Source organism: Candidatus Uabimicrobium helgolandensis, assembly GCF_041508025.1.
GTDB lineage: Bacteria > Planctomycetota > Uabimicrobiia > Uabimicrobiales > Uabimicrobiaceae > Uabimicrobium > Uabimicrobium helgolandensis.
Genome location: NZ_CP165719.1, coordinates 6,433,104 through 6,452,142 on the forward strand (window position 1 = coordinate 6,433,104; position 19,039 = coordinate 6,452,142).

The 19,039-nt window shown below is 34.6% G+C and carries 16 protein-coding genes; 9 read left to right on the plus strand and 7 right to left on the minus strand.

The window, feature by feature from the left end:
* Positions 1-7 precede the first annotated feature (7 nt).
* From UABHE_RS23845 to UABHE_RS23860, 4 genes are all read left to right on the plus strand, one after another.
* Complete coding sequence (locus tag UABHE_RS23845; protein ID WP_372365806.1) at positions 8-2,107, plus strand: S9 family peptidase; 2,100 nt, start codon at positions 8-10, stop codon at positions 2,105-2,107.
* A gap of 264 nt (positions 2,108-2,371) precedes the next feature.
* Positions 2,372-2,503, plus strand: coding sequence for a hypothetical protein (locus UABHE_RS23850; RefSeq protein WP_372365807.1), 132 nt, complete (start codon positions 2,372-2,374; stop codon positions 2,501-2,503).
* The gene (locus UABHE_RS23855; RefSeq protein ID WP_372365809.1) at positions 2,503-2,976 is read left to right on the plus strand and encodes a GNAT family N-acetyltransferase; all 474 of its coding nucleotides are present in this window, start codon (positions 2,503-2,505) and stop codon (positions 2,974-2,976) included. Before UABHE_RS23850 ends, UABHE_RS23855 begins: the two co-directional genes overlap by 1 nt.
* A gap of 348 nt (positions 2,977-3,324) precedes the next feature.
* Positions 3,325-4,143: a hypothetical protein gene (locus tag UABHE_RS23860; RefSeq protein WP_372365810.1), complete on the plus strand. Its 819-nt coding sequence runs from the start codon at positions 3,325-3,327 to the stop codon at positions 4,141-4,143.
* 477 nt (positions 4,144-4,620) lie between these two features.
* Here UABHE_RS23860 and UABHE_RS23865 read toward each other — a convergent pair whose 3' ends face one another.
* Positions 4,621-6,369, minus strand: coding sequence for a DUF885 family protein (locus tag UABHE_RS23865; RefSeq protein WP_372365811.1), 1,749 nt, complete (start codon positions 6,367-6,369; stop codon positions 4,621-4,623).
* 609 nt (positions 6,370-6,978) lie between these two features.
* Here UABHE_RS23865 and UABHE_RS23870 point away from each other — a divergent pair.
* The gene (locus UABHE_RS23870; RefSeq protein WP_372365812.1) at positions 6,979-8,076 is read left to right on the plus strand and encodes a hypothetical protein; all 1,098 of its coding nucleotides are present in this window, start codon (positions 6,979-6,981) and stop codon (positions 8,074-8,076) included.
* 68 nt (positions 8,077-8,144) lie between these two features.
* Positions 8,145-8,639 (plus strand): hypothetical protein, encoded by a 495-nt coding sequence (locus UABHE_RS23875; RefSeq protein WP_372365813.1) that lies wholly within the window; start codon positions 8,145-8,147, stop codon positions 8,637-8,639.
* 112 nt (positions 8,640-8,751) lie between these two features.
* On the opposite strand, the gene UABHE_RS23880 is transcribed toward UABHE_RS23875, so the two are convergent.
* Genes UABHE_RS23880 through UABHE_RS23895 form a run of 4 tightly spaced genes read right to left on the minus strand, consistent with a single transcriptional unit; the run spans position 8,752 to position 13,951 of the window.
* The gene (locus UABHE_RS23880; RefSeq protein ID WP_372365814.1) at positions 8,752-11,772 is read right to left on the minus strand and encodes a hypothetical protein; all 3,021 of its coding nucleotides are present in this window, start codon (positions 11,770-11,772) and stop codon (positions 8,752-8,754) included.
* Positions 11,765-11,938 (minus strand): hypothetical protein, encoded by a 174-nt coding sequence (locus UABHE_RS23885; RefSeq protein ID WP_372365816.1) that lies wholly within the window; start codon positions 11,936-11,938, stop codon positions 11,765-11,767. Before UABHE_RS23885 ends, UABHE_RS23880 begins: the two co-directional genes overlap by 8 nt.
* Before the next feature lie 25 nt (positions 11,939-11,963).
* Positions 11,964-13,697: an Hsp70 family protein gene (locus UABHE_RS23890; protein WP_372365817.1), complete on the minus strand. Its 1,734-nt coding sequence runs from the start codon at positions 13,695-13,697 to the stop codon at positions 11,964-11,966.
* An 11-nt stretch (positions 13,698-13,708) separates the two neighbouring features.
* Complete coding sequence (locus tag UABHE_RS23895; RefSeq protein ID WP_372365819.1) at positions 13,709-13,951, minus strand: hypothetical protein; 243 nt, start codon at positions 13,949-13,951, stop codon at positions 13,709-13,711.
* Between the two features lie 12 nt (positions 13,952-13,963).
* Here UABHE_RS23895 and UABHE_RS23900 point away from each other — a divergent pair, with 12 nt between their 5' ends.
* Both UABHE_RS23900 and UABHE_RS23905 read left to right on the plus strand, forming a co-directional pair.
* Positions 13,964-15,349, plus strand: a complete 1,386-nt coding sequence (locus UABHE_RS23900) for an MATE family efflux transporter (protein WP_372365820.1) — start codon at positions 13,964-13,966, stop codon at positions 15,347-15,349.
* 2 nt (positions 15,350-15,351) lie between these two features.
* Positions 15,352-16,437: a glycoside hydrolase family 3 N-terminal domain-containing protein gene (locus tag UABHE_RS23905; protein ID WP_372365821.1), complete on the plus strand. Its 1,086-nt coding sequence runs from the start codon at positions 15,352-15,354 to the stop codon at positions 16,435-16,437.
* Positions 16,438-16,899: 462 nt separating this feature from the next.
* On the opposite strand, the gene UABHE_RS23910 is transcribed toward UABHE_RS23905, so the two are convergent.
* Together UABHE_RS23910 and UABHE_RS23915 are read right to left on the minus strand one after the other, a co-directional pair.
* Entirely contained in the window at positions 16,900-17,640 is a 741-nt protein-coding gene (locus UABHE_RS23910; RefSeq protein WP_372365823.1) for an NAD-dependent deacetylase, read from the minus strand.
* Between the two features lie 8 nt (positions 17,641-17,648).
* On the minus strand, positions 17,649-18,209 hold the full coding sequence (locus UABHE_RS23915; protein WP_372365824.1) for a GNAT family N-acetyltransferase: 561 nt from the start codon (positions 18,207-18,209) through the stop codon (positions 17,649-17,651).
* A 106-nt stretch (positions 18,210-18,315) separates the two neighbouring features.
* Between UABHE_RS23915 and UABHE_RS23920 the strand changes: the two genes are divergently transcribed.
* Complete coding sequence (locus UABHE_RS23920) at positions 18,316-19,008, plus strand: DUF899 domain-containing protein (protein ID WP_372365826.1); 693 nt, start codon at positions 18,316-18,318, stop codon at positions 19,006-19,008.
* The last annotated feature ends 31 nt before the right edge of the window (positions 19,009-19,039 follow it).

The following is a 19,039-nucleotide window of genomic DNA, read 5'->3' on the forward strand; positions in this document are numbered from 1 at the left end:
GTTCGCTATGACGCGTTTTTGTGTTGCACTTATTCTGTTTTTTGTGTGTCTTAATGCAGATGAATCCCAACCCCCTAAAGCAAAAAGAATAAAAAAGGAAATGACTATACACGATCATACCCGTACAGATTATTATTATTGGATGCGTGATCGTGAGAGTCAAGAAGTCAAAGATTATTTGCATGCTGAAAATGCCTATGTTGCTAATGTAATGTCCTATACAAAGGATTTTCAAGAACAACTTTTCCAAGAAATTACCGGGCGTATTCCACAAACAGATGAGTCTGTTCCATATTTCTTTAAAGGCTATTACTACTACTCTCGTTTCGCTGAGGGACAAGAATATCCTATTTTTTGTCGTAAAAAAGACTCTTTAGAAAATAAGGAACAAATACTCATTAACGCCAACGAATTAGCAAAAGGACATAGTTATTACCGCGCTGCTGGTTTGAAAATAAGTCCAGATAATAGTATTCTTGCTTTTGCCGAAGATACACTTGGTAGACGTAAATATACTATTCGTTTTAAGAATTTACAAACAGGCAAAATTCGTAAAGAAAGTATTGCTAATACTACCGGTTCTATCGTATGGGCAAATGATAATAAAACATTGTACTACACAGTAAAAGATGCAGCATTACGCGCACATAAGATCATGCAGTATCAATTGGGAAGCGAAGAGCATAAGGAAGTATTTCACGAAAAAGATACGACATTTTCAACGTGGGTATACAAAAGCAAATCACAGCGTTTTATTATTATTGGAAGTTATAGTACTCTTTCTCAAGAATATCGAGTCATGGATGCCGATAAACCAGGTAGCGAATTTCACATTATTCAACCACGAAAACGCAACTTAGAATACTCTATCGCACACTATGAAGACAAGTTTTACATACTTAGTAATGATAAAGCGCAAAATTTTCGTTTGATGTCTACCCCTCTCGATAAAACAACAATGGATAACTGGAGTGAAGTTATTCCTCATCGCCAAAATGTACTACTAGAAAACATAGAAATATTTGCAGATTATCTTGTTGTACAAGAACGAAAAGATGGATTAACACATTTACACATAGTGCCATGGAATGAAAAACAAAAAGACTATTACATTGATTTTGGAGAAGAGACATATAGTGTTGGATTAGATGTTAACTTGGAGTTTAATACTACGACTCTGCGTTACAATTATACTTCTCTTACCACTCCAAACTCCGTTGTTGATTTCGATATGAAAAGTAAAAGCAAAAATTTACTCAAGCAACGCGAAGTTGTTGGTGGCTATGATACTTCTCTTTATAAAGCAGAACGCATGTATGCTACCGCTCGCGATGGTGTAAAAGTACCTATTTCTCTTGTTTACAAAAAAAACTTGCGTAAAAAGCATAATCCATTGTTGCTTTATGCTTATGGATCATATGGTTACAGTATGGATGTTTATTTCAGTTCGACGAGGCTTTCTTTACTTGATCGAGGTGTTATTTTCGCGATAGCACATATTCGCGGTGGCCAAGAAATGGGACGCCACTGGTATGAAGATGGCAAACTTTTAAAGAAAAAGAACACTTTTACCGATTTCATTGACTGTGGGAAGTTTCTCATAAACAAGCAATATACAACAAAAGATTTGTTATTTGCTGAAGGAGGAAGCGCTGGAGGTCTTTTAATGGGCGCTGTAGCAAATATGAGTCCACAAACATTCAAAGGTATTCTTGCATCTGTTCCTTTTGTCGATGTTGTAACAACAATGCTTGATGACAGTATTCCACTAACTACAGGAGAATACGATGAATGGGGAAATCCAAATATAAAAAAATATTACGATTATATGCTATCTTATTCGCCGTATGATCAAGTCAAGGCACAGGACTACCCAGCAATGCTCATTACTACTGGTTTCCATGATTCGCAAGTGCAGTACTGGGAACCTGCCAAATGGGTAGCGAAATTACGTCACCTTAAGACTAATAATAATGTATTGTTATTTGACACAGACATGACATCAGGGCACAGCGGTGCCTCTGGGCGATTCCAGCGCTATCGCTCTGTTGCATTAGAATATGCATTTTTGTTTCATCTTTTAGGCCAAGTACCTCAAAAAAATTAGTACTCGGTTACTAATTTTATAGACGATACTGGATCTTAAAGGTCCAGTGTCGCATCCAATGCCAAAGAAAGGTTTGCCACTTGGATTCATTTTCTGAGAACCGTTTAGTTGTAATGATAGCAATCTCAATTGTTTGCGGACACTTCTGTCACTTTTTAAGCAAAGGTGATTAGCAATGGATTTATAATTTTATATTTGTTAATTTATAATATAAAAATCCGATTAAACAGTCGACCTAAAATTCGCTTGTGTCAGGAGGAATTAATGTTTCATACAGACAACCGCACAAAGAAAAAAATTCCAAAACAAGGTACTACATCAAGGAAAGAAAATATTACACCTTCTCGTACTCTAATTCAACATGCATATGATTCTACACCCTTGAGCGACATATAATGGACATACAAATACGCAAAGCCAAAGAATTAGATATTAATGCAATTGCTTTAGATATGATAGAAACACAAAATCTTCACATCGAAGCTTTTCCTAATATTTATGCACCCGTTGAATTTTCCGCGATATTGGAGCACCTAACTAAACAACTTTCTAAGAATAACATCCATGCCAAAGTTGCGATATCAGAAAATGAAATTTGTGGCCATATATTGTTTGAAATGCGTAAAGTTCCTAAATCCCTTTTTACTTACGAGAGAAAATATATATATTTGATGCAAATAGTCGTTAATAATGCGTATAGAAAAAAAGGAATTGGAACTTTACTTATGGAGAATATGCGCGCGTTTGCCCGTTCGCAAAATATCGCAAAAATTGAGTTGGATGTTTGGAATTTTAATGAGCGCGCGCGAAATTTTTTCACAGAGCAAGGATTTTCCGATTTTGGCTACAGGATGAATTATCAGATTTAATTGGTCTAACAAAAGCATCTATGCAATACCAAAATACCTCTTACCATCCATCAAAATTAGAAACAAAACTCCAACAAATTCAACGTAAGTACGTATTTAGTAGTATGTAGAAGGAATAATTTACGTATAGAAACAGTCATTCTTCTGCACTAAACTCATCTAAGTGGCCTGACAAAAGTAGTTACCCATTGAATGCAGGGATTTTATTTTTTAGCGCGGCGAGACGAAGGCGCGCAGCTATAGCTGCGTAACTAAGGAGCAACAAAGCTAGGAAATAAAAGAGCAAAATGCCAATGGGTAATTACTTTTGACGGGTCACTTATAACACTTTTCTAATAGGAGATCTCGATGTTTGAGGAAATCATTATCGAAATCATTTCAGGAATGTGCTTTGCTGTTTTTACCGCTTTTTTCGTACATTTAATCACAGCGTTTAAAAACAAGAAGAAGCAAGTATTGGTGTGGAGATCATTAGAACGGTCTTTTACTAACACAAGTTCTTTGCTACAAAATTTGTGTGCTCTAAAAGATTTAGCAGAGATGAGCAACAAACTTTGCCAATATGAGCATTTATTCTTTCAGGCAGTCAAGAAAGAACTTAACAAAGAAAAACTAAAAGAACAAGAAATGGAAGTAATTTATCGCAATAAGATATTATTGCCTTATCTGGAGCAAAATAATTTTCCTCTCTACAATACAATTCGTCACCAACTCACCTCAATTAGATTTCAACAAAAAAAGATTTCTGATCTTCTACTCTTAAGTAATTATATGCCAAAGGAACTTTCTATTCTTATCCAAGACTTGAATTATATTTTAAGGGATTTTCATGATGAGTTTAGTGAAGAACTAGAGAAACTTATTTTGTGTTTGGAAAATTCTAAACTACTAGCAGGAATGTTCGATAACGAGCGTAAGTTTTTGACAGAATTCGAACAAGTCGAGCTTCCTGTACAAGGGGCAAACATTTCTAAAAACACACTAGAAATCATAAAGAAAATCTCAAATTTGGTGCCTCAAGAATACCAAAATTCTTCAAACTTAAATTTTGAAGATATTCAACAGAAGAGTGATGAAGAATTGGAGTATCTTAAATTATGGCAAAGGACTCTAAGTAAAATCAACCCAGAGACACTTGCTCGCGCTCAAGTAAAAAGCTTTTCATAATATATTGCTACGCGGTACGACAAAACTGCTCAGAATTTTTTAGCGACTGTATACTTAGTTTCTTGCATTATTTGGCTTCATTAGCTTGAATGATGACAGGCCCTAGTACTACAGTTGTAACTAAGTACAGTTCCTTATTTTTCAGTGTTTCTAGCTGTTTACAAATAACAGTATTTTTTGCTATTTGAGAAGAGCTATCGATAGGATGGGGCCTACAGAGTGTCTAATTTTTGTAGCTACCTATTTGTTATTTTAATTACAACTGTAGTACTAGTTCTAAATGAAAAAACTTTCGAAACGAACATTGTTATGCACTAAATTTTATACTTATTGAGAGCATGAACCATGTTCGTTTATCTGAATATCTAATATAAATATAAACATTCTTTATATATTTATATAGGCTTTTTTTTATCTTTTATTGTAGTCATTACGCGTACTGAAATACAAAAACTACGATCAAACGCGACGTAAGCATTATTTCTTAGAAGCAACCCATTCATCAATATATTTTTCTAAAACAAATAGTGGAATTGCGCCGTTGGCAATCACTACTTCGTGAAATTCGCGAATATCAAATTTGTTTCCTAGAGTTTTCTTGGCTTTTTCGCGCAACTCAATAATTTTGATCATGCCAATTTTATAAGCTGTGGCTTGTCCTGCCATAACAATGTGCCTTTCGACCATTTTTACCGCATCCCCTTTGGGATTAGGAGTGTTCTCCATGTAGAACTTAATGCCTTGTTCCCTAGTCCATTTTTTATAATGAATACCAGTATCTACCACTAAACGACATGCACGCCAGATCTCCATTGCCAGACGCCCAAAATCAGAATATGGATCCTCATAAAACCCCATTTCTTTGGGAATGAACTCTGAATATAGCCCCCAACCTTCTATATAGGCCGTATAACCACCAAACTTACGAAATTTTGGTAGAGTATTCATTTCTTGAGCAATTGCTAACTGCATGTGGTGGCCAGGAACACCTTCGTGATAGGCCAGGGCTTCCATCTGATAAACGGGCATATCATCCATATTATACAAGTTTACATAATAAATTCCTGGACGAGAACCGTTAGCCGCTGGTCGATTATAAAATGCTTTTCCTGCGGATTTTTCCCGAAAACTCTCTACGCGTTTTACAATGAGGTCAGCCTTGGGTTTAGAGATAAAAAGCTCGTCAAGTTTACCTTTCATTGTGTTGATCATCTCTCGTGCTTCCTTCAAATATCTTTCGCGCCCTTCATCAGTATTGGCATAAAAAAACTGTTTATCACTACGCATAAATTCAAAGAACTCTTTCAAAGTACCTTTGAACTTCACTTTTTTCATGATTTGCTCCATCTCACCATGAATCCGTGCAACTTCATTTTTGCCTATTTCAAAAATTTGTTCGGCAGTTAAGTTCGTAGTGGTTGTTTTCTTTAGCGCATGATAGTAAAAATCACTGCCATTAGGAAATTTCCATACACCAGCGCGCGTATCCGCTTTTTTCTCAAGTTCGCGCATGTAATCTACTAACAATTGGTAACCAGGTTTAACTGATTCACTAATAGCTTTTTTAGCTTGAGCAATGAGAACTTCTTTATCTAGACCATCAATTACTTGAACTTTTGAGCTAAAGTCATCGAGAATGGTACTACTATTAATAATATTTTTCGAATCGTCAATTACATAAGCAAATACAAATTTAGGTGGAATTATTCCCATTTTCTCGCGCGTTTTTAAATTGGTAACAAGTTGAGCAAACAATGCTTTTACTTTACGCAAGCGACTGATATAAGCCTCTGCATCAATCTTGTTACCAATAGAATGAAAGTTAATCAGAAACGAAGGAAGCCGTGACTGCAGGCCAAACATTTGGTTTACTGGGTAATTGTGAAAACGATATTTAAAATCGGCGATTTCTTGTTCACAGCTTCCCACAAAAAGATCATAACTAACTTTTGTATCTGAGTTTAAAGCACTATAATTAATCGTTTCTTTTAATTCTTTTAGATTTTTTTTGGTGATTTCAAGCGTTTCTTTAGCAAATGCATCTGAGAGATCACCCCACTTATCTTGATCTTTTTTTATACCGAGATATCCCTGCATCATTGGACTACGATCTACTTGCTCGACAAACTTCTCTTCAAAAAACTGATTGATCTTCTCACTCTCTGACATTTCTTGCGCATAGACAACAGAAACGACAAATATTGTTAAAATAATTTTATTCCACATAATAGATTCCTAATAGAGTTAAATTTTCTACATCATAGATTTTCCACTAGAAATATGCAAAAAAAAACTAGGGCGTCGACGCTCAGGTTTTCATTTATATTTTTATTAAGTGTTTTTTGTTTTCTTGATTTTCCTTTTCAATAGTTCACAACTTTACAACTCCATGATATAATAAAGCCAAGCGTTTCATACAAAAGATTATTGTATTTTTATTGCGGTGCCCAATTAAAGTGGCCTAATGATGACACTCTGTTGTTAGACGTGTGTTATCATTCACAGGAATAACAGATGTCGTTGAAATATTATCTTATATTATGACACTGCGAGTAGTATCGAGCCCGTTTCTTAGCCCGAGCCCGCTTCCGAAACATTCTAAAGGCGGTAGAAAAATAGAGCTTTTTGTGAGTTGTAACAAATACTTTTTTATTTAATCAAAAGCCTTGAAATCGGGATCGGGCTCGAGCTCGGAAACGGACTTGGAAAAATATTTTGAATGATGACAAGCTCTAGTAATATTTACAAAATCAAAGTGCCACTTCAATTGAAGAGCGCAATAACTCCGTTGTTATAGGTAGTTTAGAGCATCCACATTCCCAATTGAGAGAGAAAATGACTACAATTGACCGCTTGCAAAACGAAATAACAATAACAATTACCTATTGTGGTCTTCAATTAGCAGGGAAAAAAACTAATTTACAGAACATTCATGGTCGCACACCTAAAACAGGAGCGTCTCTAAGTAAATTGATATCCACAAATGAAGGAGGCTGCGAAATAAGATATTTCGAACATACTCCGTTAGCGCCAAGAATAGATGGAATGAGAGTGAGACTCCGACTTCTTGCTATTTGTGGTAAAGTAAACAATGCTGCCAAAAATGTATTGCAAAAGACAGATGCAATTATTTTTGTTGCTGATAGCAGTAGAGAAAAACTCAATGAAAATCTTATAGCACTTCACAATTTAGAAAAGTATTTATATGAATGCAATATAGATATTCTTGATGTATTAACAATTCAGTGGAATAAACAAGACGCTACTAATATCTGCGAAAGTAATGTTTTAGATCAGCACATTAATTATCTAGGATTTCCAAGTTCAGAGGCAATAGCACTTAATGGTGAAGGAGTATTTGCTAGTTTAAAAATGTGTTGTGTTCATATTTTTCCACAGATAGAAGATAAAATTAAAAGCAGAAAAACTGACCTTTACAAAGAGTGTTATAAAAAATCTCTAACTACTATAAATTCGAACGTAAGTTACAATGGTTGCGTGTTTTATTTAGAGAAAAATACAACTCATTCTTTTGAACAATGTACTTTTCATAATTGCAGTTTTCGCAGTAATGGAGTTTATATAAATTTAGTTAACGCATGTAAGTTTTCTAACTGTGGGTTTTGGGGAGAGTTCACGATTGATTTATCGGATAAAAAGTTGCGCTCTATTCCTCATTGGGTTTATTCTGCGACTTTTATATCAAAGCTTTTTCTACAAAAGAATCAAATCTCTAGCGTTTTGTGTAGATTAGGTAAATTGAAAAGACTTCATCATTTGTGCTTGGATGATAATGAAATTACTTTTTTACCTGACTCTATCAAATTGTTACAAAATCTTGTTTTTTTGGGATTATCAAGACACAAACTTTGCAAAAACAAACAAGCATCTCTTAAATTATCGCTACCCAAATGCGAAATTAAATTTGAATAGAGCCGTTGCCAAAAATTATCTAATAATCAATAAAGTTTTTCATTTTTTAGAATGCTAGGAGACAATCGTTGAGATTTTATTTCTTAATAAGTGTTTGTATTTTTTTGAGTTGTTCGTCAAAAAAAACTTGCCAATTCCCACAACAAAATTGCGATTCTGTTGTAACAGATAGTCATGAAAATCGAACATTACTAGTAAAAAAAATGCAGTCTTATCTAGAAAACAACGATTATAATCGAGAAGATATTTGTAATATTATTTCTGAAATAGATAACATTGTTGAGGTTATAGATGTAAATGATAATATTAATTCGTGGTGGGTTAAAGACAAACTATCTTTTCTTCGCGATCAGTTTCCTGATAGAACCACGAAGAAAATTTTTAGTACTTATGTAAAAATTCCTTTTGATCGGTGCTTAATTGCCAGCAATTGCAAAATTCCAAGTGAAACACTCAATGCCTTTAAATGCTATTTATGTGCATTAAACCGAGTTTTATGTAAACAATGTAACTTAGAAGAAATACAATGTCTTTGCGATGAGACAATTGAAAAACAAAGCTAAGCAAGTCGAATTTGGCAATTAGGAATTAAATCGCGGCTTTTAAAAGAATTATCTACAAACTAGAATTTTAGGCTACTCGAAATATTACAGACACCAAAAGAAGAAACCTTATTTACTCCTGCGATTTTTTATACAGTAATTCTATACGTGATGTCCAGCATACCGCTTGTAGTACTTTGTCATCTTGTATATGATCCACTAAGTCTTTTTGAATAACGCACTTTTTTAATTGTTCGGGAGTTATTTTTGTTTGCATAATAAATTTTATTGCCGCTGGACGAATCTTAAAGTTATATATTAATTGTCGTGCTGCGAAAAATGAGATAAAAGCAACTGGCAACACAAAAGCAATAGTTTTTGGAAGTATGCTACCTGCTGTTGTTTTAATCACTAAAAATTCGCATATTATCCCAATCATGATAGCAATAGTGAATGCTGGTCGATTAAAATTTTGATGGGGAAAACGCTTTTCTGGCTTTTGTATTTTTTTAGTTAGATTTCTTAGATACATTTTATAGTGAGTATGCAACGAAACGTGTCGCTTGGCAATAACCGCCATTTCCCGCGTAAATCTTCTCGGAGATTTTTGTAATTCGTCATGCATAGACAATAAATTTTTCTTTTGCTCTTCCGTAATTTTTTTGTTTATTTTTAATTCATCTTCAAAAACTTTTTTTGTTTCCATTTGCGAAAAGATACCAAAAAAATACATTTTCAGACCTTTTGGGCGTGCGTTCTCATAAATAAGTGCATCAAATATGGTATTAATATCTAAATTCTTATTTAAAAAGCGAGAACCGAGTAAAGAAAGTTGTTGTAAAACAATTAACGAACTATCTTCTTTACTATCAAATTTAATGTTTATCTTTTCATTGTCATTGATAAACGAAAAATCATAAAAAGTACTTGTTACTAAATTAACGAGATTTGGGCGTAACCATTTTTGGTATCCATGCTTTTCTACTGCATCTATAATTCGAACAATTGCGAATATTGCCGCTGGCATTGCAAAAATCGAAAATAAGTAACTCCAATGAAATGGTTGAATGAAAAGAGTTATAGTGTAGAAAATTAAAGATACTCCTCCTGCAATTATGAAAAAGCCTAAAAACACAGTGAGAACTTCGCTTATTTTGTTATATATACTGTTTTTTGCAAATAAATATGCCACAGTTTTTTTTTCTATACTTTTAGGAACATTAGCTGTTACTTTTTGTTGAGAATGCTGTTCTATTTGACTTAGTATAAATTGTAGTAATAGAGGATTTTGCTGTTTCATGAACAATAAGAGTTGAAAGTACCCTTTTTTATTTTTTATAATCGAAATATATAGTTCCAAAATCACAAGATCGATGTTTTCAATTGATGAACTAGAGAGAGATAAGAATCGTTTTAAATAAACAATCAAACGTGGATTATATTGTTCTGTCTTAAGCCATGCAGGGTATAATGAATACATATCTCTTGCCGCTAATTCGATATTTTTTTCTAAAGGGCCAGAGTATTTTTGAAATATTGTTTTACCTGTTTTTGGAAGATACCACGCTAAAGCACAACTAATTTCTAAAGCAATCTCGACCAAATCTAACGAAGGAAGACTCCATGAATCTTCAAGAAAAGTATCATTTTCAATCAAGAGCGCAACCGTAGAGTATTTTTCGTAATAAAGAAGTAAATGAACATAACGTTGAAGGTCACTTCTTGCTTGCGATTTTGATTTTATCAAGCATAATTTTTCCCATGAAAAAAGCCCATCTACGATTTCGACAAATTCATATTCATAAAAAACCTCTTCTATCCAATAACTAATATTAATGCCTTTATTAATTGCCAATTTTAACCACTTACTACTATGTTCAAGTTTATCTCCGGCAATTTCTGAAATTAAAAACGCAAAAATGTACGTATTTTCATTATAAGGAAATAATTCAATTAGGCGCAGAATAGTAGAATCTTTTTCATCTAGCCATATATTATAAACATCTTGAAAAGTAGGAAAATTTGTGCCTAAAGAAAAAAAACCTGACTCTTTTTGACTATTTATATTTTTGGGATACTCTTGCCAAATTTTGGTACTTTGATTACGATCACTTTGTTTATCATAATTGAAGTATTCATTGTTTTGATCATTGTTATATTCTTCCCACTTAAAAACAATTTCTTCGTGTTCTTCTTCGCCATGAGATTCTTGGTCTTCATTGTTTTGATCATTGTTATATTCTTGCCAGTCAAAAACAATTTCTTCATGTTCTTCTTCGCTATGAGATTCTTGGTCTTCATTGTTTTGATCATTGTTATGTTCTTGCCAGTCAAAAACAATTTCTTCGTGTTCTTCTTCGCTATGAGATTCTTGGTCTTCATTGTTTTGATCATTGTTATATTCTTGCCAACCAAAAACAATTTCTTCGCGCTCCTTGTTATTATTTAGGTTTTCAGTATACTCTTTCCAATTAAAAACATATTCTTCATGCTCATCTTGGTTTGTTTTGTTTTTGACGTCTTGTTGATCTTCAACATCAGGCTCTTCGTTATTATTTATATTTTCGGCATACTCGTGCCAATTGAAAATATATTCTTCATGCTCATGTTCGGTATACGATTCTTCTTTTTTTTCGCTTTCAATTTCTTCTTGATCTTCAACATGAAACTCTTCATTATCATCGTATAGACAATTTTTGTATTCTGATATAATTTGTTCTTCGTTTTTTAGCTGTTCTTCTCCGAAGGGCTCCCAAGGGTTACTTAAAATCACGGCATTATACTTATTTGGATTTTCATCCGTTATGACTTCATCATTCTCTGTTGCTTTTGGATCTTCATTTGTTATAACTTCATTAACATTCCCTGTTGTTTTTGGATCTTCATTTATTTCTTTTTTGTCATTAGAAACAGGATTTTCTGGTTCAATTTTTTCTTCAACAGGCTCATCCTTATCAATATCACCAGAATAATATTTTCTATTCTTCAAAACCTGCTCGTACGCTGCTCTAATCTTTTTAAACTCTTCAGGATATTTTTCCGGTTTATATTGCTTTATAAGCTTAACATATGCGCGCTTGACTTTTTTCTTACTATCAGAATATTTTATATTTAAAATCATATATGGATCATTACTATTGGGAAGCTTATCCATCTTTTTCCTTCGCTAAAAAAAGCAATTTCTTTTGTAAAAAATCCTTACGCAACAGTTTTAAGCTTTTATAATCGTGAACTTTTAAATACTTATCAGCTAAACTCGCGTATTTATTTTTGATTTTTGCTTCATCATCCATAGCAAAAAAAGGCGATTTCTCTACCACTGTAATCTCCGTAAATTGAAGAAATCTACCAACGAAGCCCGCCATCTAATAAATCACATAAATCTTTTAAATCTTTATAAGCTTTTTTAATCTCAGCAGGCGTTCGCGATTTTAAGGCTGACTCGAAAGAATCTAACATATATTCAAGTTGTTTCTTTTGGTCTGAAATAAGTTCCTGGTAAAGAAGTTCCGCTCTCGCGAGTAAATCGCGATATATGGGCTTCTCTGAAGGATTTCTTTTGAGTTCTGCTAAACGTTTCTTCGCTTTTTTGATTTCTTCTTCAGAAATACTTTTGGCATTATGGGTAAAAATTTTGTTAAATTTCTTTTTTGTGGTTTCTATAAGAACTTCAACTTCAAGTAAACCATTTGTATCGTAAGTAAATGTCACCAAAATTGATTCTTGTCCTTCTGGACCTCTGGGAATACCTTCTATATCTAGAGAACCAATTAAACGATTATCTTTAGTGTAACGTGACTCTCCTTCGTATATATCAAATCCCATTCTCGTTTGGTTATTTGAAATTGTGCAGTAAGACTGCGTTCGCGAAGTAGGGATAGTAGTATTGCGATGGATAATTGGCGAAAAATAACCTGCAATGCGTTGCCCACCAATTTTTTTGGATACCTCAACCCCCATGCTATGCGAAGCCACGTCTGTTACGACCCAATCTTGTACTGCTTCATCGTCAGCTGATAAAGCTGCCTGGATTGCTGCTCCTTCTGCTACTGCTAAGTCAGGATCAATATTTGTTAACGGAGCTCTCGTAAATATTTTTTCAACAAATTCGCGTATCATTGGCATCCGAGTTGCTCCACCAACAAGTATAACTTCATCTAATTCTTGCGGTTCTATATCTGCACCGCGAATAGCTGTACGACAAGGACTATACAATCTATCGAGAAGTGGCTTAAATATCTCTTTACTATCCTCTTTAGTTACTTCTATCGTTTGTTCTTCTTTCATCTTTCCCATTTTGGGAATTGTAATTTTTACAACGTCTTTGTCACTTAGTTCGCGTTTAGCAATTTCGCAGCGTTTGCGCAATAGCATTACACTCTCAGGTGTTTTAATTTCAGCATATTCGAAATTAACACTTACTTTTTGTAAAGTAAACCCCATAAGGCGTTGAGTAAAATCTTCTCCTCCAAGCATGCTGATTCCGGCGGTACTCTTAACCTCTAACATTCCTTCGAATAGTTCCATTATACAAACATCAAATGTTCCGCCGCCAAGATCAAACACCAAAAACGTGCTTTCTGATTCACGTTTATTCAAACCATATGCAATTGCTGCTGCTGTTGGTTCGTTAATAATACGTTCCACTTTAAATCCTGCGATTTCTCCTGCTTTGATGGTCGCAAAACGTTGTGCTTCATCGAAATAGGCCGGCACTGTAATTACCGCACGATTTACATCACAACCCAAAGCGGTTTCTGCCTGCATTTTTAAAGATTTTAATATATATGCAGACAGCTCAACCGAACCGTATTTTTTATCACCAATGGTGTACATTTGGTCGTTTCCCATACTTCGCTTAAACGTTGCGGCACCATTATTAGGATTTAAAGCATAAATATCTTTCGCAATACGACCTGTAACTAAGGACTCTGTTTTTTTGTCGTGCACAACAACAGAAGGAGTTAAATATTCATCTAAATCATTTTTCAATACTTGCGCTTTGCCATCGCGAAATATCGCAACAACACTATTAGTAGTTCCCAAATCAATTCCGATGATAATATCTTCTTCAGACATGTCGATTCTCCTTACTTCGAGTTCAAATGTTCTTCTGCCATAAGTAGCAATTTTTTACGTAACACCATTATATCATATAAAGTTAGTACAAAAGAGATAAGTGCAATAAAAACCACCACTGAATAGTAATAAATAAAAAAAGATGGATTTATCGCGCGATGAGTGGTATATTGCCCCAGTCCGAGCATAATAAGCATTACCATAAATAACAGTACATTGATTTTACGAACTTTTTTTTGCCCTTTACTTATCATTTTAAGTCCCTCATGACAAAACCTAAAAAAAAATTATGGTTAAATTTTCTTAAAAGTAGAGACGAGAATCTAACCAGTATTTCCATTAGCAAAGCCTTGTGGTTACTTTGCATGCCTATTTCCCTCAAATTGCTAGGGCATTTCCTTTTTGAAATCATCGATGCGTTCTGGCTTGGTAAACTAGGAACAGAAGTTCTTGCTGCTGTGGGAGGTACTTCTCTTTATATTTGGCTCTATTACTCGCTAGTCATGACTACACAAGTAGGGACAAATACCCTGGTTTCCCAAAGAATAGGCGAAAATGATTCTGAAAAAGCGTGCATAACGGCTAATGTTGGGATTACTATTTCTATTGTGATGTCGATTCTTTTTGCCATTTGCTACTGGTTACTAAGCGAATATATGTTGAGCATTATTGGTCTCCAAGAAATCTCTCTGCACCACGCACTACAATATTTTTTACCATTTATTTTAGCATCCCCTATTTTTTATTTGTGGGTTGTATTCGAAGAGATTATTAATGCACGAGGCCAAACACATATAACACTGATCATAGTAATATTTGCAATATGCGTCAATACTATTTTAGATCCAATACTTATTCATGGTTGGGGATTTGATGGTTTTGGAGTTTTAGGCGCGCAACTAGCTTCTATCATTGCAGCGCTCGTGGGACTTTTCCTAACGGGATTTTATTGTTTTCGTCTGGAATACATTTCAAAACTCACTTATTGTCACAAGACAGCAAAGCGCATATTATCTATTGGTGTACCGCGTTCTATTAGTAGTTCTGTGTTTTGTCTCACATATGTTGGACTTGCAAATCTAATTCAACAGTTTGGCGAAGAGGCTCTTGCGGCATGGATGATTTCACATCGCCTTGAAGGATTTGCATATCACATCTCTGTTGCTTTTTCATTTGCACTTGCCATTATCGTTGGCCAATATTTTGGAGCTAAAAAATTCTTTTTAGCAGGGGAAAGCGTACGTATTAGCTTACGCTATTTAAATATCATCATTCTAATTAATTCTGCATGTTTGGTATTTTTTAGTGAATTTTTTCTGCGGATTTTTACCAACGATCCCCAGGTAATATCATTTGGTAGTTTGTACCTAAAAATCGTAGGCTTTGCGCATATTTTTATGGGGTGGGAATTAGCATGCGGAGGAGCATTAAGCGGTTGGGGAAAAACCTTACCTTTTTTATACATTGTAGCGCCTCTTACAATAATACGTTTACCTGTTTCGTATCTCAATATTTATTATTTTGAAACAGGCATCACTGGTATTTTTTGGGCGATATCAATATCCACTATTCTAAAAGGCAGTGCCATGCATTGGCTTTTCTTTCGCAATTCAAAAAAATATGTAGACTTATCTTCAGAAAAAACGGAGTAATTATGAACCCTAATCAGCGTTTAATCACAGGCCTTTCAGCTACAAAATTGACTAATGAAGAGAAAGCTGTCTTAAAGGATATCCAACCTGGAGGTGTCATTATATTCGGCCGCAATATTGAATCTCAACAACAACTAGCCGATCTTATATCAGAAATCTACGACATCCTTGAAAATCCTATTATTGCCATTGACCAAGAAGGAGGGCGTGTAGCTAGACTCAGACAAATAGGTGTAGAACCACCATCTGCATTGGAATTACGAACTCACGGTAATAGCAATCACATTACCCAACACGGTAGACTAACTGGACAATTACTACGCCAATGGAATATAAATTTAGATCTTTGCCCCGTTGTTGACCTTTCTTACGACGGAGACTTACACAATTCTTTAAAAAATCGTACTTGGGGAGAAGATTCGCAAATAGTCATTCAAAATGCACGAGCCTTTATAACAGGACTACAAGAAAGTCAAATTCTCTCTTGTGCCAAGCACTTTCCAAGCTATTCTCAAGCAAAAATTGACCCTCACCACCAATTACCCGAGTTAAAACTTACCCATAAAGAATTGTACGAAAATCATTGGCAACCATACATTCAACTCAAAGATCAGTACGATTCAATTATGGTTGGCCATGCTCTTTATCCCCATTTGGACAATTCTGGTGACCCAACGTCCTTATCAAAAAAAATTAACAACTATATTCGCGAAGACATTGGATTTTCGGGTTTAGTGATCAGCGATGACTTAGATATGGGGGCGATTATTGAAAACTACGATTACTCTAAAGCCATCGATATGGCTCTAAAAGCAGGAAATGATCTGTTACTACTCTGTCACCAGTTTGATAAACTAGAACTCGCCGCAAATATTGCTCACAAGCAACCAAAATCGGAAAACGAAGCTTCACTACAAAGAATACAAAAAGCTCTTAGCAACGTTCCCCTGTTTAAACCAACAAACTTTTCGACAGTCGACCAAATTAATCAACAAACTCTTGAGTTAAGAGCATCCCTAATTGGCATTGAACAAGCCAAAATGCACAGCCCTGAAAATGCAAATCGTTCACCGGTAGAAGACTTTTAGTTACCTCTAAAAGTTGTATTCCAGACGAGGTTTCAAATTAAAACCTCGTTTATAAGTTCTTACACTAATCATGGAAATATTTACACTATCACAAAAACAACGTTGTGTATCGCGACATAAAACCAAATAACACAAAAAATGTAATGATTCAATGCCTTAAATTGCAACCATTTCAAAACGAAATTCATTCATCCTTATAAGAAAAATATATACACGTATCTAATTCCGTTAGTTCCTATTTTTATACTATGGGATGGAGTTATCTCTGTATTTAGAACATACAAGCCACAAGAAATCGAAGAAATTATTCGACAAATTCCAAATTCTGAGTCATATACTTGGGATATTACATCTACCAAAAGCGGTCCAATAACCGTTGTTTACGCTACTGGAAAACCACAAACGTAGACATCTTGATCGTCCACTGTTGAAATTGATGAACTCTACAAAGAAAATCATAGTCTAAAGCTCTTCAACAATAGTAGAGAAAATACTCGCGATATCATCATTTATCTTCAGCGTTAAAAATTCGAATAGGTCGTGGTCGGTGTCTCCGCGATTTATAATTACGTATGGATTGCCTTTTCGTGCTGTTATTCTCGGAATTTCTGCGGCAGGATATACTGCCAAAGTTGAGCCAAGAGCAATAACTAAATCGGCTTCATTTGCTTTATCTATCGCCAACTGAAGATCTTTTTCACGTAAATTTTGTCCAAAGCTAACTGTTGCGTGTTTCAAATAGCCACCACAGTGACAACATGGTGGTTTATTTGTTTTGTGAAAAAAATCGAAATGTGCTTGAGGATCACTGGTTTCGTTACAAGTTTGGCACTCTACGAAACTATTAGTTCCATGAAGTTCGATAAGCTTTTCTTCTGATGTGCCAGCAAGCCGATGTAAACCATCAATATTTTGAGTGACAACACAACACACCTTCCCTAAAGTTTCTAGTTTGGCGATAGAATAATGAATTCTGTTAGGACGCGCATTTTGGAATTCTTGCCATCCTTCTAGTTTAAATTGCCAATAATCAATACGCGACTGTTCAAAACTCATAAATTCTTGGTAATATATAGGATCTCTATTTTTCCATATTCCTTGCGGACCGCGAAAATCAGGAATACCGCTTTGCGTTGAAATTCCTGCTCCGGTAAAAATAAGAATCTTCTTTGCATTATCAATAAGTTTAGTAAGTTGTTCCATACTATCTCCTAGATAGACGTTATTTTTGGATTAGACAGCGAATTGAGAACATGATCTTGCCATCCATCATTTATAAATAAATAATCGCGCGCATATCCTTCGACGACAAATCCTAGGCGTCTTAATAAATTACGGCTACGATAATTATGGGGAAGATGATTGGATTGAATGCGATGCAACTTCAAATTGTCAAAAACGTAAGTAATAGCAGCTGAAAGAGCTTCGTACATAAATCCCTGACCTTGAGCATTTTCAGCCAATGAAAACCCAAGATTACAACATTGAAAGCATCCGCGCACAAAGCATGAAAAATTACAATGTCCGATAATATTTTTGCGTTCTACATCAAAGATAAAAAATTTTGCGCTGTGACCATTCATAAAATCATTGTGGTTTTGCTGTAAAATTTCATACCAATATTCCTTTGTAAAATAATCGGCAGTGCGTGGCGGGTCCCACTCTTTATGGAACATACGATTATCATTAACATAATGTAAAATATCGCAAGCTTCTTCAGCTTTTGGAATAGTGATTAAAAGTCTTTCTGTTTTTATTTGTGGTATTTTCATCAACAATCCTTATAAAACATTTGCATATTTTATCTATCTGACTATACTATATTTTACCTTTTGGTTAAATATAGTAGCGGTACACACTGCAATAAGGAAATTAATCATGCAAAATAAAATAGTAACAAAAGAAGAGTGGGTAGAAGCAAGAAAACAATTTTTGATTAAAGAAAAAGAATTCAATAAGTTGCGCGACGAATTAACTAAAAAACGCCAACAACTTCCTTGGACAAAAGTTGACAAAGAATATATTTTTGAAACTGATAAAGGTCAACAAAATTTTGCTGATCTATTTGCGGGAAAAACGCAGTTGATTGTTTACCATTTTATGTTTGGTCCCTCGTGGAAACAAGGTTGTAAGAACTGCTCTTTTGTTGCAGACCACTATGAAAAATCTATTATACACTTGCAGCAACAAGACATCTCATTTGTCACTATTTCGCGAGCGCCGTTACAAATATTAGGTGACTTTAAAAAGCGAATGGGTTGGAGTTTTAAATGGGTATCTTCACTTGGCAATGATTTCAATTTTGATTATGATGTATCTTTCACCAAAGAAGATATGAAAAATCAGGTATATTATAACTATCAAAAAACAACTTTTCCAGCAGAAGAAGGACCAGGGGTTAGTGTCTTTTACAAAAACACAGATGGCAATATATATCACACCTACTCATCTTATTCGCGGGGTTTAGATCTTCTCATAGGCGCGTATAACTATTTAGACATAGTACCTAAAGGGCGTAATGAAGAAGGTCCTATGTCTTGGGTGCGTCATCACGATCGTTACAAAGAATAACAGTATCAGAAAGCATTTAGTTTATTTGATC

Bases quoted from the DNA above. Each gene is read 5' to 3' on its own strand.
- UABHE_RS23920 (WP_372365826.1), top strand. From the start codon at position 18,316: ATGCAAAATAAAATAGTAACAAAAGAAGAGTGGGTAGAAGCAAGAAAA.
- UABHE_RS23850 (WP_372365807.1), top strand. From the start codon at position 2,372: ATGTTTCATACAGACAACCGCACAAAGAAAAAAATTCCAAAACAAGGT.
- UABHE_RS23905 (WP_372365821.1), top strand. From the start codon at position 15,352: ATGAACCCTAATCAGCGTTTAATCACAGGCCTTTCAGCTACAAAATTG.
- UABHE_RS23910 (WP_372365823.1), bottom strand. From the start codon at position 17,640: ATGGAACAACTTACTAAACTTATTGATAATGCAAAGAAGATTCTTATT.
- UABHE_RS23870 (WP_372365812.1), top strand. From the start codon at position 6,979: ATGACTACAATTGACCGCTTGCAAAACGAAATAACAATAACAATTACC.
- UABHE_RS23845 (WP_372365806.1), top strand. From the start codon at position 8: ATGACGCGTTTTTGTGTTGCACTTATTCTGTTTTTTGTGTGTCTTAAT.
- UABHE_RS23855 (WP_372365809.1), top strand. From the start codon at position 2,503: ATGGACATACAAATACGCAAAGCCAAAGAATTAGATATTAATGCAATT.
- UABHE_RS23860 (WP_372365810.1), top strand. From the start codon at position 3,325: ATGTTTGAGGAAATCATTATCGAAATCATTTCAGGAATGTGCTTTGCT.
- UABHE_RS23865 (WP_372365811.1), bottom strand. From the start codon at position 6,369: ATGTGGAATAAAATTATTTTAACAATATTTGTCGTTTCTGTTGTCTAT.
- UABHE_RS23895 (WP_372365819.1), bottom strand. From the start codon at position 13,951: ATGATAAGTAAAGGGCAAAAAAAAGTTCGTAAAATCAATGTACTGTTA.
- UABHE_RS23890 (WP_372365817.1), bottom strand. From the start codon at position 13,697: ATGTCTGAAGAAGATATTATCATCGGAATTGATTTGGGAACTACTAAT.
- UABHE_RS23880 (WP_372365814.1), bottom strand. From the start codon at position 11,772: ATGGATAAGCTTCCCAATAGTAATGATCCATATATGATTTTAAATATA.
- UABHE_RS23900 (WP_372365820.1), top strand. From the start codon at position 13,964: ATGACAAAACCTAAAAAAAAATTATGGTTAAATTTTCTTAAAAGTAGA.
- UABHE_RS23915 (WP_372365824.1), bottom strand. From the start codon at position 18,209: ATGAAAATACCACAAATAAAAACAGAAAGACTTTTAATCACTATTCCA.